The sequence below is a fragment of the Sphingomonas gilva genome, from assembly GCF_003515075.1.
GTDB classification, from domain to species: Bacteria; Pseudomonadota; Alphaproteobacteria; order Sphingomonadales; family Sphingomonadaceae; genus Sphingomonas; species Sphingomonas gilva.
In genome coordinates, this window is the sequence record NZ_QWLV01000002.1 from 153749 (window position 1) to 167856 (window position 14108).

The 14108-nt window shown below is 68.5% G+C and carries 14 protein-coding genes; 6 read left to right on the forward strand and 8 right to left on the reverse strand.

Going from position 1 to position 14108, the window contains the following annotated elements; translation table 11 throughout:
* Nucleotides 1-44: 44 nt before the first annotated feature.
* Together D1610_RS05395 and D1610_RS05400 are read left to right on the forward strand one after the other, a co-directional pair.
* Entirely contained in the window at nt 45-1139 is a 1095-nt protein-coding gene (locus tag D1610_RS05395; protein WP_118863135.1) for an inositol-3-phosphate synthase, read from the forward strand.
* Nucleotides 1140-1844 (forward strand): phosphocholine cytidylyltransferase family protein, encoded by a 705-nt coding sequence (locus tag D1610_RS05400; protein WP_118863136.1) that lies wholly within the window; start codon nt 1140-1142, stop codon nt 1842-1844.
* Nucleotides 1845-1891: 47 nt separating this feature from the next.
* Here D1610_RS05400 and D1610_RS05405 read toward each other — a convergent pair whose 3' ends face one another.
* A complete protein-coding gene (locus tag D1610_RS05405) occupies nt 1892-2734 on the reverse strand; it encodes an outer membrane protein (protein WP_118863137.1) in 843 nt (280 codons plus the stop codon).
* 223 nt (nt 2735-2957) lie between these two features.
* On the opposite strand from D1610_RS05405, the gene D1610_RS05410 reads away from it, so the two are divergent.
* From D1610_RS05410 to D1610_RS05425, 4 genes are read left to right on the forward strand one after another with little or no spacing between them, the layout of a single operon-like run.
* The gene (locus D1610_RS05410; RefSeq protein ID WP_118863138.1) at nt 2958-3377 is read left to right on the forward strand and encodes a TadE/TadG family type IV pilus assembly protein; all 420 of its coding nucleotides are present in this window, start codon (nt 2958-2960) and stop codon (nt 3375-3377) included.
* Nucleotides 3374-5002, forward strand: coding sequence for a pilus assembly protein TadG-related protein (locus D1610_RS05415; protein ID WP_118863139.1), 1629 nt, complete (start codon nt 3374-3376; stop codon nt 5000-5002). Before D1610_RS05410 ends, D1610_RS05415 begins: the two co-directional genes overlap by 4 nt.
* Nucleotides 5003-5043: 41 nt before the next feature.
* Entirely contained in the window at nt 5044-7023 is a 1980-nt protein-coding gene (parE, locus tag D1610_RS05420; protein ID WP_118863140.1) for a DNA topoisomerase IV subunit B, read from the forward strand.
* Complete coding sequence (locus tag D1610_RS05425; protein WP_118863141.1) at nt 7020-8432, forward strand: serine hydrolase; 1413 nt, start codon at nt 7020-7022, stop codon at nt 8430-8432. Before parE ends, D1610_RS05425 begins: the two co-directional genes overlap by 4 nt.
* On the opposite strand, the gene D1610_RS05430 is transcribed toward D1610_RS05425, so the two are convergent.
* The 7 genes from D1610_RS05430 to leuB form a co-directional block, all read right to left on the reverse strand.
* Entirely contained in the window at nt 8332-8904 is a 573-nt protein-coding gene (locus tag D1610_RS05430) for a GNAT family N-acetyltransferase (protein ID WP_342768302.1), read from the reverse strand. The two genes, D1610_RS05425 and D1610_RS05430, sit on opposite strands and share 101 nt — an antisense overlap.
* A 32-nt stretch (nt 8905-8936) precedes the next feature.
* Nucleotides 8937-9290 (reverse strand): TM2 domain-containing protein, encoded by a 354-nt coding sequence (locus tag D1610_RS05435; protein WP_118863143.1) that lies wholly within the window; start codon nt 9288-9290, stop codon nt 8937-8939.
* Nucleotides 9291-9362: 72 nt separating this feature from the next.
* Complete coding sequence (locus tag D1610_RS05440) at nt 9363-10154, reverse strand: LysR family transcriptional regulator (RefSeq protein WP_118863144.1); 792 nt, start codon at nt 10152-10154, stop codon at nt 9363-9365.
* On the reverse strand, nt 10151-10549 hold the full coding sequence (apaG, locus tag D1610_RS05445) for a Co2+/Mg2+ efflux protein ApaG (protein ID WP_118863145.1): 399 nt from the start codon (nt 10547-10549) through the stop codon (nt 10151-10153). Before apaG ends, D1610_RS05440 begins: the two co-directional genes overlap by 4 nt.
* Entirely contained in the window at nt 10546-11751 is a 1206-nt protein-coding gene (locus D1610_RS05450) for a trans-sulfuration enzyme family protein (RefSeq protein ID WP_118863146.1), read from the reverse strand. The genes apaG and D1610_RS05450 overlap by 4 nt, the downstream gene beginning before the upstream one ends.
* A gap of 130 nt (nt 11752-11881) precedes the next feature.
* The gene (locus D1610_RS05455; RefSeq protein ID WP_118863147.1) at nt 11882-12985 is read right to left on the reverse strand and encodes a glycosyltransferase; all 1104 of its coding nucleotides are present in this window, start codon (nt 12983-12985) and stop codon (nt 11882-11884) included.
* Nucleotides 12982-14022: a 3-isopropylmalate dehydrogenase gene (leuB, locus tag D1610_RS05460; RefSeq protein WP_118863711.1), complete on the reverse strand. Its 1041-nt coding sequence runs from the start codon at nt 14020-14022 to the stop codon at nt 12982-12984. The genes D1610_RS05455 and leuB overlap by 4 nt, the downstream gene beginning before the upstream one ends.
* Nucleotides 14023-14108: the final 86 nt, after the last annotated feature.

Consider the following 14108-nt stretch of genomic DNA (forward strand, 5'->3'; position numbering starts at 1 on the left):
GCTTTCGGGCGCGCTCGCCGCGCCGGTCGCTGAGGACAGAGGCATTGACGACAATCAACGTAGCGGTGGTGGGCATCGGCAACTGCGCGAGCTCGCTGGTTCAGGGGCTGGCGCACTACCGGGCGGGATCGAATGACCGCATCGGCCTGATGCACTGGGAGATGGCGGGCTATACGCCGTCGGACATCCGCGTCGTCGCCGCGTGGGACATCGATGCGCGCAAGGTGGGCAAGGACGTGTCCGAGGCGATCTTCGCCAAGCCCAACTGCACCGCGATCTTCTGCGCCGACGTGCCGGCCAGCGGCACCAAGGTGGCGATGGGCCGCATCCTCGACGGCGTCGCCGATCACATGGACGAGCAGGCCGAGGACCGCACCTTCATCGTCGCGCAGCATGCCGAGCCGACCAAGGAGGACATCGTCCGCGTGCTCAAGGAGAGCAAGGCGGACGTGCTGATGAACTATCTGCCCGTGGGCAGCCAGGAGGCGACCGAGTTCTACGCCGAATGCGCGCTGGAAGCGGGCGTCGCCTTCGTCAACAACATCCCCGTGTTCATCGCCAGCGATCCCGTCTGGGCCAAGAAGTTCGAGGATGCTGGCGTGCCGATCGTCGGCGACGACATCAAGGCGCAGCTGGGCGCGACCATCGTCCACCGGGTGCTGACCGATCTGTTCGCCAAGCGCGGGGTGAAACTGGAGCGCACCTATCAGCTGAACACCGGCGGCAATACCGATTTTCTCAACATGGCTAACCGCAAGCGGCTGAAATCCAAGAAGATTTCCAAGACAGAGGCGGTCCAGTCGGTCGCCGCCGAGCGGCTCGACGACGAGAATGTCCATATCGGCCCGAGCGATTACGTGCCGTGGCAGAACGACAACAAGATCTGCTTCCTGCGCATGGAAGGCCAGATGTTCGGCGGCGTGCCGATGAACCTGGAGCTGCGCCTGTCGGTCGAGGATTCGCCCAACAGCGCGGGCGTCGCCATCGACATGATCCGCTGCGCCAAGATCGCCAGGGACCGCGGCCTCGCCGGCCCGATCCACCCGGCGTCGGCCTATTTCTGCAAGCACCCGCCGATCCAGATGACCGACGATCTGGCCCAGCAGGCGGTCGAGGACTTCATCGCCGCCGCGGCGTAAGTGATCGACACCGCGATACTGCTGGCCGCGGGCGCGGGAACGCGCCTGCGGTCCGCGGCGGAATCCAAGCCCTTGTGCCCGGTGGCGGGCAAGCCGCTGATCGATCACGCGATCGAGCGCATGGCGGCGGCGGGAATCGCGCGCGTGATCGTCGTGACGGGCTACCGCGCCGAGGCGATCGAGGCGCATCTGTCGGCGCGCGACTGGCCGATCACCGTCGAGATTGCCCGTTCGGCGGACTGGCGGCAGCCCAATGGCGTATCGGCGCTGGCGGCCGCACCCCTGCTGGATGGCGAGGCCAGCCTGCTCGCGATGTGCGATCACCTCGTCGCCCCCGCGCTTTATGCCCGCATGGCGAAGGCCGGCGCGGGCGACGGACTCAAGCTCGGCATCGATCGGCGGCTCGGCCATCCCTGGATCGATCCCGAGGACGTGACCTGCGTCGCGACCGCCGATGATCGCATCGTCGCGATCGGCAAGGGGATCGAGCCGCACGACTGCTACGACACCGGCGTCTTCGCGGTCGGCGGCGCCTTCTTCGACGCGCTCATGGAACTCGAAGCGCCCTCGATCACCGAGGCGGTGCGTGTCCTCACTGGCGAAGGCCGCGCCGGCATCGTCGATTGCAGCGATCTCGACTGGATCGACGTCGACGATCCCAGGGCGCTCGCCGCCGCCGAAGCCTGGCTGGCGCGGGGGGATTAAAAAGGAGGCCGCGGGATCGAGTCCCGCGGCCTCCTTCATCGACAGCGTCAGAAGCGGAACGCCGCCGTCGCGCGCAGGCTGTGGGTGTTGAAGTCGCCCTGGCTGCGGCGCATGTCGGTGCCCGTCGGATCGACCAGCAGGAACGGATTGGTTTCGGGCGCGGTGCCCGGTCCGACCGCGACCTCGTAATCGTCATCATTGAGGCGCGTGTAGAGATATTCGAGGCCGAGCGAGAAATTGCGCCCGATCTTCTGCTCCACGCCGCCGCCCGCGCTCCAGCCCCAGGCGTCGTTCTCGCCGTTTCCGGTGAAGCTGTTGGCGCCGTTGGTCGAGGTGAACTGATGGTCCATCTTGGCATAGGCCCCGCCCCCGGTCGCGTAGAACAGGGTCGTGCCGGGCGTGTAGCCGATGCGGCCGCGCAGGCCCGCCTGCCAATCGGTCGAGCGGGTGAAGGTGTAGCTCGCGGGCGTGGTGCTGAACGCCGTCACGCTGTCGGTCGCTTCCGACTTGCCCGCTTCGCCGACAATGCCGACGACGATTCCGCCGAACTGCTTGTCGAAGCCGATCCGGCCGAAATATTCGATGTCGTCCCTGTCGTTGACGCAGCCGCCGGCCGGCGTGGCGTTGGTCGAGAAGCCGTTGCAGAAGCCCGGCGAGAAGGCGTTGGCGTCCGCCGCGGTGAGCACATCTTCATCGAAATCGCCGTCGCGATCGGTGTCGAACAGGACGCGCTCGCCGATATCGTTGGGCTGGACGGTGTAGCCGAACGATCCGCCGACATAGAAGCCGGTAAAGGGCTCTTCCTCCGGGGCGTCCTGCGCCAGGGCGGGCGCCGCGGTGGCGGCGATCGCCAGCATGGTGGCCGAGGCCATCAGGCTCAATTTACGCATAAAGCTACTCCTTGCTTGCTTACCAATTGCCTGCCCCCAACGAGAGGACGGCGCGGGCCGATCCCCGCCTTGGCGGGATGCGCGGCGATGCGTGGCCGATCCGCCACAGAACGGCTGCGCAACGAAACGCCAGGAATTCTGCGCAATTTGCCGAGCTGCCGGGGTTTTTCCGGTGACCGCCGGCAAAGCACCGCGGGGGCATGATCGTCCGCGGAGGCGAAAAATGCATTCGATGAGGGAACAATTGCGCCGGAATCAGCGTGGCGCGAGCGTGGTCGAGTTCGCGCTGCTGGCGCCGATCTTCGTCACCTTGCTGTTCGGCATGCTCGGCTATGGCCAGTATTTCTATCTGAGCCATTCGCTGCAGCAGATCGCCAACAATGCCGCGCGCGCGACCATCGCGGGACTGACCACGGACGAGCGCACGACGATCGCCAGCGAAGCGGTCACGCGCGAGGCCAGGGCCCATGGATCGCTGGCCGCCGCCCGGCTGACCTCGAGCGTGGCCGATCAGAACGGCTACACCACCGTCACCGTCACCTATGACGCGTCGAACATCGCGCTGCTGCGCACCGGCGTGTTTCCGACGCCCGGCACGACGATCGAACGGCGCGCGCTGATCCGCAACGGCGGTGTGTCGTGAAGCGTCTCATCGACCGGCGCGGCGGCGTTTCGACCTTGGCCGCGATCGCCATGCCCGCCCTGATCGGCATGGGCGCCTTCGCCGTCGATCTGGGCGCGATCCACATGCGCAACCGCCAGCTGCAGGGCATGGCCGACGCCGCCGCGCTCGCCGCCGCCAACGATCCGGCGCGCGCGCAGGCGCTCGCGGAGGCGAGCGTCGAGGCGGCGGGCTGGCCGGACCCGGTGGAGGTGCGCGTCGAGACCGGCGGATACACGCCCGATGCGCCGGTAGCCGATCGTTTCACCCCGGGCGGCGCGGACGCCGTGCGCGTGACGCTCAACGCCGATACGCCGGTGTTCCTGGGCGTCGCGATGCTCAGGGGCGACCGGGTGGCGCTGGAGCGCAAGGCGACCGCGGCGCGCGCGCGGATGGCGGCGTTCTCGGTCGGGTCGCGGCTCGCCTCGCTCGACGGCGGCATCGCCAACGCGGTGCTGTCCGGGCTGACCGGCAGCAACGTCAGCCTGTCGGTGATGGACCATCAGGCGCTGCTGGACACCGATATCGACCTGTTCGCCTTCTCGGACGCGCTGCGCACGCGGCTCAAGCTGACCGGCGCGAGCTATGACGAGGTGCTGGCGGCGGACCTGGACACGGTCGATGCGCTGCAGGCGCTGGCCGATGCGCTCAACAGCGACGGCAGGACCGGCGCGGCGTCGGCGGTCCGCACGCTGGCGGGGCAGATCACCGCGGCCGACCTGCCGCTCGACCGGCTGATCGATCTGGGGCCGCTGGGCGCCGGCACCACGCGGCCGCACGGTTTCGGCGCGCGCGTGACCGCGGCGTCGCTGATCGACGCCGCGCTCGGCCTCGCGACCGGGAACCGCCAGGTGGAGATCGACCTCGGTGCGAACGTGCCCGGCGTGGCGAAGACGCGCGCCTGGGTGGCGATCGGAGACCGGCCGGTCGGCTCGCCCTGGGTGGCGGTGTCGGGCACCGGCGATCCGACGCTGCGCACCGCGCAGACGCGCATCTATCTGGAGACGGAGATCGCCGTCGCCGGTCTCAGCGCGCTCGCCAGGATAAGGCTGCCGATCCTGATCGAGCTGGCGCAGGCGGAGGCGCGGCTGAAATCGATCGACTGCGCCAGCGCCGCGATGCGCAGCGCCACGGTGGAGGCAAGGCCTTCGCCGGCGATGCTTTCCATCACCGAGATCGACAAGGCGCGCCTGACCGACCATTCGCGCGACATCGCCACCGGGCCGGCCAAGCTGGTCCGGACGCTGCTGGTCCGCGTGGACGGCAGCGCGCGCGCCGATCTGGGCGGGGCGAGCGGGTGGCAGAGCCTGAAGTTCAGCCAGGCCGATATCGATGCGGGCGTGGTCAAGTCGGTGGCGACCAACGACGTCACCCGGTCCGCCGCCGCGTCGCTCATGTCGGGTATCGATCTGGATGTGGTCGCGCTGGGCTTCCTGCCGATTCCGGTCAGCCCGATCGTCAACGCCGTCGGCCAGCAGCTCGCCGCGATCGCGCCGGCGCTGGACGTGCTGGTCAACCGGCTGACGGCGCTCGCCGGCGTCAAGCTGGGCGAGGCCGATGTGCGCGTCACCGGCCTTCGCTGCGGTCAGCCGGTGCTGGTCGCCTGACGCGCTTGCCAGCGAGTCCACGCTCCATGTAGCAGGGGGGCATGTCCGAAGACCTGTTCGCGCGCCCTTCCGCAACGCCATCCGATTACAACGCCGCCTCGATCGAGGTGCTCGAAGGGCTCGAGCCCGTCCGCCGCCGTCCCGGCATGTATGTCGGCGGCACCGACGAGCGCGCGCTGCACCACCTCGCCGCCGAGGTGCTCGACAATGCGATGGACGAGGCGGTCGCGGGCCATGCGACGCGGATCGAGGTGGTGCTGGATGCGGGCAACCGCGTCACGATCATCGACAACGGCCGCGGCTTCCCGGTCGATCCGCATCCGAAGTTTCCCGACAAATCGGCGCTCGAAGTCATCATGTCGATGCTCCATTCGGGCGGGAAATTCTCGGGCAAGGCCTATGCCACCAGCGGCGGCCTGCACGGGGTCGGCGTCAGCGTCGTCAACGCCTTGTCGATCGAGACGCTGGTGGAGGTCGCCCGCAACCGGGAGCTCTACCGCCAGCGCTTCAGCCAGGGGCGCACGCTGGGGCCGCTCGAGCGGCTCGGCTCGACGCCCAATCGCCGCGGGAGCCTTGTCAGCTTCATTCCCGATCCGGAGATCTTCGGCCCCGAGCTGCACTTCAAGCCGCAGCGGCTCTACCGGCTGGCGCGGTCCAAGGCCTATCTGTTCGCGGGCGTCGAGATCCGCTGGAGGTGCGCGCCCGAGCTGATCTCCGACGACACGCCGGCCGAGGCGGTGTTCCAGTTCCCCGGCGGTCTCGCCGATCACCTGCGCGAGCAGATCGACCGGCGCGAATGCGCCACCGCCGATTTCTTCGCCGGCAGCCAGGACTTTCCCGAGGGCCAGGGCCGCGTCGAATGGGCGGTCGCCTGGCCGTTGTGGAGCGACGGATCGTACAGCTGGTACTGCAACACCATCCCGACGCCCGACGGCGGCACGCACGAGGCCGGCTTGCGCGCCGCGCTGGTCCGCGGCTTGCGCGCGTTCGGCGAACTGGTCGGCAACAAGAAGGCCAAGGACCTGACCGCCGACGACGTGATGACCGGCAGCGAGCTGATGCTCAGCGTCTTCATCCGCGATCCGCAGTTCCAGTCGCAGACCAAGGACCGGCTGACCTCGCCCGAGGCGACGACCTTGGTCGAGCGCGCGGTGCGCGACCATTTCGACCATTTCCTTGCCGACAATATGGACCGGGGCAAGGCGCTGCTGGGCTATGTCGTCGAGCGGATGGAGGAGCGGCTGGCGCGCAAGGCCGAGCGCGAGGTCAAGCGCAAGACCGCGACCGGCGCGCGCAAGCTGCGCCTGCCGGGCAAGCTGACCGACTGCTCGTCCGATGACCCGGCGGGCACCGAGATCTTCATCGTCGAGGGCGATTCGGCCGGCGGATCGGCCAAGCAGGCGCGCGACCGGAAGACCCAGGCGATCCTGCCCATCCGCGGCAAGATATTGAACGTGGCGTCGGCAACCTCCGCCAAGATCGCCGCCAATTCGGAGATCGCCGACCTGATCCAGGCGCTGGGCTGCGGCACGCGCAAGGACTGCGTGCCCGAGAATCTGCGCTACGAACGCATCGTCATCATGACCGACGCCGATGTCGACGGCGCGCATATCGCCACTTTGCTGATGACGTTCTTCTTCCAGGAAATGCCCGAGCTGGTGCGGCGCGGGCACCTCTATCTCGCCCAGCCGCCGCTCTACCGGCTGACCTCGGGCGCCAAGAGCGCCTATGCGATGGACGACGCCCACCGCGCCGAGATCGAGGAGCGCGAGTTCAAGGGCAAGAAGGTGGAGGTCGCGCGCTTCAAAGGCCTGGGGGAGATGAATCCGTCTCAATTGCGTGAAACCACGATGGACCCGGCCACGCGCCAGATGATCCGCATCACCCTGCCGCAGGAATATGAGGAGCGCGCGGGGGTGAAGGATCTGGTCGACCGGCTGATGGGCACCAACCCCGCGCACCGCTTCGCCTTCATCCAGGAGAACGCCGCGCGGCTGGATGAGGAGGCGATAGACGCATGATCCGCTGGCTCTTTGCAATATTGGTGGGGATAGCCGCCCCCGCCATCGCGCAGGTCTCGCCCGATCCCGCCCTCACCCAGCGCGCCAACCAGTTGCCCGAAGTGCTGAGCGGCAAGATCGCCTACGACGCCTATTTCGCCGAAAGCTTCCGCTCGGCGGTGCCCGAGGCGCAGTTCAGGCAGATCAACGCGCAGCTGGTCGCGGCCAACGGGGCGGTGACGAAAGTCGAGGGCATCGCCGCGGCGACGCCGTTCAGCGGCACGGTCAAGCTCGGTTATGAGCGCGCGGTGGCGAGCGTGCAGATCGTCGTCGATTCCGCCGCGCCGCATCTCGTCACCGGCCTGCGCATCACCGGCGCGGAGACGCGCGACGACAGCGTCGCCAAGCTGACCGCCGATTTCAACGCGCTCTCCGGCGAGAAGGCGATCCTGATCCGCGAGCTCGGCAAGGACGCGCCGCCGCTGCTGGCGATCGAGGCGGACCAGGCGGGAGCGATCGGATCGGGTTTCAAGCTGTGGCTGCTCGCCGAGGCGGCGCGCAGCGTGAAGGCCGGCGAGCGGCGCTGGGCCGATGTCGTCACGCTCGGCCCCGATGCGCCGTCCTCCGCGACCACCGCGAACTGGCCCGAGGACGCGCCCGTCACGCTCCACACCGCCGCCACGGCGATGATCAGCGTCAGCGACAACCGCGCGACCGACACGATGCTCGCCGCGCTCGGCCGCGACAAGGTCGATGCGATGGCCAAGCGGCTGGGCGCGGACGAGCAGTCGATTCCGGTGCTGTCCACGCGCGAGGCCTTCGCGCTCAAATCCAACGCCACGCTCGGCAACCAATGGGCTGCGATGGCCGATGCCGCGGGACGCCGGTCGCTGTTGGCCGCAAACCGGGCGGCGATGGCAATGCAACCACTCGCGCCGGGCGACGCCAGCACGCCCAGGGCGATCAACACCATCGAATGGTTCGCCTCCCCCGCGGCGATGGCGAAGGCGCTCGACTGGCTGCGCACCGAGGGCGACGACACCGCGCGCGCCATCCTGGCGGTCAATCCCGGAGTTGCGCCGGCGATGGCCGAACGCTTCGCCTATCTGGGCTACAAAGGCGGTTCGGAGCCCGGCGTAATCGCGATGAACTATCTGTTGAAGACCAGGGCCGGGCGCTGGTTCGCTGTCACCGGTTTCTGGAACGATCCCGCCAAGGCGGTCGACGATCTTCGATTCGCAACGCTGATGCACCGCGCGCTGGGTTGGTGCCGCGCTAAATCCTCCCCGGAACGGGGAGGGGGACCAGCCGCAGGCTGGTGGAGGGGGATCACCGCAAACGCTGCGCCGGTGGAGGGCCCCCTCCACCACCGCTCTTCGAGCGGCGGTCCCCCTCCCCGTTCCGGGGAGGATCGCGCCACTCGTCCCTGAGCAGGCCCCAGATATAGCTGTCGCGCACGCCGATATGGGTTTCCCATTCCTCGCGCAGCCGGCCTTCGAGGATGAAGCCAAGCCTTCTCAGCAGCGCGTTCGAACCGTCATTGTCGGGATCGGTGTCGGCGAAGACGCGGCGGTGGCCTTCGGCCTTGAACAGATGGTCGATCACCGCCGACACCGCCTCGCGCGCGATCCCCCGCCCCCATTCGGCGCGGGCGAGGAGATAGCCGATCTCGCTCACCCCTTCGCGGCGATTGCCGACCGAAACCCAGCCGAGCGCGACATCCTCGTCGCGGCGGGTGATCGTCCACCAGCGCCAGCGGCCCTCGCCGGCGCGCGGCAGAATATAGTCGCGCGTCTCCTCCACCGTCCCGTGCGGCGCGCTGGACCACCAGGTCATCAGCGCAGCGTCGGACAGCGGCACATGCAACGCCTCGGCATCGGTGATGCGCATCGGGCGCAGCACCAGCCGGCGTGTTTCCAGGACGGGCGTTTCGGTCAGTGCGCCATCCGGGCGGGGCCGAAGCCGTTGCCGCGCAAATCCTTGCCGGTCAGCGCGCCGGCCAGCTCCAGATTATGGTCGCGCGCCATCGACGGGATCAGGAACGCGTCTATCAGCCACCAGATGCCGACCACCGCGAGCGGCACCGCGCCAATGACGATCCACACCGTCATCCAGCCGAGCACGAACAGCACCAGCTGGATCGCGCCCGAGACGACATGCCCCAGATAGAAGCGATGCGCGCCGAAGAAGCCGAGGAAGAACCACAGCAGATAGGCCGCGCCGACGGACTTGCGGTTGGCGTCGTACACCAGCTGCGTGCGCATCATTTCCGCCTGATCGCCGTTCATCGCCGTGGCTCCTTCAACAGGTGTGTTATATCAGCATAACAGCACGCGCATAACAAGTATATCGGACGATTTTCAGCTGGCCAGCGCCTCGACCAGCGCCTTCACCTTTTTCTGCCGCCATTGCGGGGTGGGCGCGGCGAGCCAGTAGCCGCGGCGCGACGCCCTTGGCTCACCGATCACGATTACCCGGCCCGATGCGATGTCCCCACGCGCGACCAGCTCGGGCACGGTCGCGCGGCCGAGGCGGGCGGCGGCGGCGTCGAGCGCGAGGCCGGCATCGGCGACCTGCAGCGGGGCGCGGCCGTCCTCGGCGATGCAGCCGGGCCAGCCGATGGCGAGATCGGGCACCTCGCCGGGCGCGGCGACCGTCACCATGCCGTCGCTCTCGATCGCCTCACCCTCCAGCTCGCCCGGCCCTTCGCCCCACAGGATCGCGAGATCGAGATTGGCCTCGGTGAAGTCGGGCGGCACGTCGGCCGCGACCAAGGCGAAGCGAAGATCGGGATCGGCGGCGGCGAGCTCGTTGAGGCGCGGCATCAGCCATTTGGCCTGCACGTCGCGCGGCGCGGCGATGGTCAGATGCTTGGATGTCTGGCCGGCCTGGATGGCGCGCACCGCCTCCTCGAACTGGAGGAAGCCCTCGCGCAGCGCCCCCAGCCCCGCCTCGCCCTCGGGCGTCAGCTCCAGCCCCTTGGTGGTGCGGCGGAACAGGACGGCGCCCAGCGTGTCCTCCAGCGCGCGGATCTGCTGGCCGACCGCGGCGGGGGTCACCGCCAGCTCGTCCGCCGCGCGGGTGAAGGACAGATGCCGCGCCGCCGCGTCGAGCACGCGCAAGCCGTTGAGGGGGAGATGGGTGCGCTTCATTCCGTCACCGCGGGGGCGGTTAGGGCGAACTTCGGGATGGCAATGTCGAATCCTTCGCCGTCCTCGCCGACGACGTGGTAGCTGCCCTGCATCGATCCGGTCGGCGTGGTGAGCGGACAGCCGGAGACATAGTCGTAGGAGCCGCCGGGCAGGATCAGCGGCTGCTCGCCGACCACGCCCTCGCCCTCCACCGCGTGGCGCGCGCCGCGGCCGTCGGTGATGATCCAGTGGCGGGTGAGCAGCTGCACCGGCTGATCGCCGTCATTCTCGATGCGGATGTGATAGGCCCAGAACCAGCGCCCGCGCTCGGGCTCCGACTGTTCGGGGAGGAAGCTGACCGACACGCGCACGCTGATCCCCCGCGTCTCGGCGACATGAGGGAAGAACGCCTTCACAACCCGACGACCTTCAGCGCGCGGTCGAGATCGTCGATCACGTCGCGCGGGTCCTCCAGACCGACATTGATCCGCAGCATCCCTTCGGAGATCCCCATTTCGAGGCGCTTGGCCTCATCGACGCCGGCATGGGTGGTCGAGGCGGGATGCGTCATCAGCGAGCGCGAATCGCCGATATTGTTGGAGATGTCGATCAGCTCGAGCGCGTCGAGCAGGCCGTGCGCCTGCGCCCGCCCCTCCACCTCGAAGGCGAAGATCGATCCGCAGGCGTCCATCTGGCTCATCGCCAGATTGTGCTGCGGATGGCTGGGCAGGCCGGGATGGAGGATTCGCGGCACGCGGCCTTCGAGGAAGCGGCCGACCGCAAGCGCATTCTCCGATTGGCGCCGGCTGCGCAGGTCGAGCGTCTCAAGTCCCTTCAAGACCACCCAGGCGTTGAACGCGGAGAGCGTCGGCCCGGTATTGCGGGTGAAGGCGAGCAGCGTCGTGTTGATGAACTCCTCTGTCCCGCACACCGCGCCCGCCAGGACGCGGCCCTGCCCGTCCATCAGCTTGGTCGCCGAATAGGCGGTGACGTCCGCGCCGAATTCGAGCGGGCGCTGAAGAACGGGGGTGGCGAAGGCGTTGTCGACCACGCTGACGATGCCGTGTTCGCGGGCGATGCCGCACACCGCCTTCAGATCGACCACGTCCATCGTCGGATTGGCCGGCGTTTCGAAGAAGAAGACCTTGGTCTCGGGCCGGATCGCATCTTCGAACGCTTGCGGGTCGCGCGCGTCGACGATGGTCACGCCGATGCCGAACTTCGGCAGCAGCGTATCGGTCAGCCAGCGGCACGACCCGAACGCCGCGCGCCCGGCGACGAGGTGATCGCCCTGTTCGAGCTGGCACAAGAGCACCGCGGTCATCGCCGCCATGCCCGACGCCATGGTGCGGCACGCCTCCGCGCCCTCCAGCAGGGCGATGCGCTCCTCGAGCATCTGCACGGTCGGGTTCTGCAGCCGCGAATAGGTCATGCCGACCTGTTCGCCGGCGAAGCGCGCTGCGGCGTCGCCGGCGCAGTCATAGGCGTAGCCCGAGGTGAGGAACAACGCCTCGCTGGTCTCACCCCACTCGCTGCGCGCGGTGCCGCCGCGCACCGCCTGCGTCGCGGGGCGCCAGTTCTGCGTGATGCTGCGATCTTGTCCGGTCTTACGCTTCATGCGCCCGCTTTGGCGGGAGGAACGGCGTCACGTCAACCCGTCGCCCCTGCGCAGGCAGGGGCCTCGATCGGCATACGCGACGCCCGATGTGCCACAAACCCAGTGGCCCCTGCCTGCGCAGCGGCGACGGTCAGTACCGGCCCCAGGTGAAGCGCGAGGACAGCGCGAAATTCCACACCGCGCCGACGAGGATGCCGGCAATCGCCGACAGCGCCCAATAGCTGTCCTGCACCTCGTGCAGATAGGTCGCGATGCCGACATTGGCGATGAGGCCGACGCCGCACACCACCGCGAAGCTGAGCCAGCCGAGGAACAGCCGCTTCGGCCCCTTCAGCCGCCGGTCGCGATAGGTGAGCGCGTTGTTGAGGAAGAAGTTGAAGGTCAGCGCGCCCAGCGTCGCCGCGATCTGCCCGGCGACGAAGCTGGCGCCAAGGCCGACATAGAGCGCCGACAGGATCGCCATGTGCACCGCCACGCCCATCCCGCCGATCGCCGAGAACATGGCGAAGCGCACGGGCACGATCCGCCCGAAGGCGCGATCGTACAGCGCGATGAGATATTCCATCGCGACGACGTGATCGAGCTTGCTCTCCCCCTCGGTCCGGACGCGAAACACGTAGGGCAGCTCCTTGAAATGCAGCGGCTTGGGCGCCGCGGTCATGATGTCGAGCAGGATCTTGAAGCCGATCCCCGACAGGTTGGGCGCGAGGCGGCGGACGACATCGGCGCGTATCATGAAGAAACCGCTCATCGGATCGTTGAGATCCGCCTCCAGCACCCGGCGCGACAGCCGCGTGGCGAGCGCCGATTTGGCGACGCGGTCGTGATCCCATTCGCCGGTGCCGCCGCCATCGACGAAACGCGAGCCGATGACGACGTCGAGCCGCGTATCCTCCGCAAAGGCGTCGAGCATGTCGGGCAGCAACGTCTCGTCATGTTGGCCATCGCCGTCGATCACCGCGACATGCGGGGCGGCGGTGGCGCACATCCCCTCGATACAGGCGGAGGACAAGCCGCGCCGGCCGATCCGCTGGATCACCCGGATGCGGTTGTCGACCCGCGCGATCTCACGCACCGCATCCGCCGTGCCATCGGCGCTGTCGTCATCGACGAAGATAGCTTCCCAGCGCCGCCCCTTCAGCGCCGCATCGATCCGCGCCACCATCGTCGCGACATTCCCGCGCTCGTTGAAGACCGGAATGACGACGGCGAGATCGAGCAGTTCGGAATTCACGCAAGCGCCTCGATCACGGCATCGCCCATCTGGCTGGTGGAAAGCGTACCGCCCAGATCGGGCGTGCGCGCGCCACCCGCGAGCGCTGCCGCCACAGCGGCCTCGATCCGGTCGGCCTCTTCCGCGCGGCCGAGCGAATAGCGCAGCATCATCGCGGCGGAGAGGATGGTGGCGAGCGGATTGGCCTTGCCCTGCCCGGCGATGTCGGGCGCGGAGCCGTGGATCGGCTCGTACAGCCCCTTGCCCGCGCTATCGAGCGAGGCGGAAGGGAGCATGCCGATCGACCCGGCGCACATGCTCGCCTGGTCAGACAGGATGTCGCCGAACAGGTTGCCGGTGACGATCACGTCGAACTGGCCCGGATTGCGCACCAGCTGCATGGCGGCATTGTCCACATACATATGGCTCAGCGCAACTTGCGGATATTCGGAGGCAATCTCCGTCACGACGTCGCGCCACAGCTGCGAGGTCTCGAGAACGTTGGCCTTGTCGACCGAGCACAGCGTGCGTCCGCGGGCCATCGCGGTTTCGAAGCCGACGCGCGCGATGCGGGCGACCTCGTCCTCGTCATAGGCCATGACGTCATAGCCCTGGCGGCGGCCGGCGGGCGTGGTACGCATGCCCTTCTCGCCGAAATAGACGTCGCCGTTCAGCTCGCGGACGATGACGAGGTCGATCTCAGCAGCGACCTCGGGACGGAGCGCGGAGGCGTCGGCCAGCTCGGCGAACAGCTTCGCGGGGCGGAGATTGGCGAACAGCGCGAGCTCTCGCCGCAGGCCGAGGATCGCCTGTTCGGGGCGCAGGCGCCGCTCCAGCGTGTCGCAGGCCGGATCGCCGACCGCGCCGAACAAGATGGCGTCGGCGCGGCGCGCGAGGTCGAGCGTCGTCTCGGGCAGCGGATGGCCGCTCTCGCGATAGGCCGCGCCGCCCACCGCCGCCTGTTGGAAATCGAGCGCGCAGCCGGCGGCGTCGAGCACGCGAACCGCTTCGGCAATGACTTCTGGACCGATCCCGTCACCGGGCAACAACGCGATCAGGGGCAAATGATTTCTCCCATGCCGGGCACGACGGACTGGTTGCGGAAACGCCTTGAAAACGCCGAGCGGCCTTGCCGCGCCGGGGC

What these genes read in the sequence shown, in the direction of transcription:
- D1610_RS05425 (WP_118863141.1), top strand. Translation starts at nt 7,020, where the DNA reads ATGATCCGCTGGCTCTTTGCAATATTGGTGGGGATAGCCGCCCCCGCC.
- D1610_RS05450 (WP_118863146.1), bottom strand. Translation starts at nt 11,751, where the DNA reads ATGAAGCGTAAGACCGGACAAGATCGCAGCATCACGCAGAACTGGCGC.
- parE (WP_118863140.1), top strand. Translation starts at nt 5,044, where the DNA reads ATGTCCGAAGACCTGTTCGCGCGCCCTTCCGCAACGCCATCCGATTAC.
- D1610_RS05405 (WP_118863137.1), bottom strand. Translation starts at nt 2,734, where the DNA reads ATGCGTAAATTGAGCCTGATGGCCTCGGCCACCATGCTGGCGATCGCC.
- D1610_RS05410 (WP_118863138.1), top strand. Translation starts at nt 2,958, where the DNA reads ATGCATTCGATGAGGGAACAATTGCGCCGGAATCAGCGTGGCGCGAGC.
- D1610_RS05440 (WP_118863144.1), bottom strand. Translation starts at nt 10,154, where the DNA reads ATGAAGCGCACCCATCTCCCCCTCAACGGCTTGCGCGTGCTCGACGCG.
- D1610_RS05435 (WP_118863143.1), bottom strand. Translation starts at nt 9,290, where the DNA reads ATGAACGGCGATCAGGCGGAAATGATGCGCACGCAGCTGGTGTACGAC.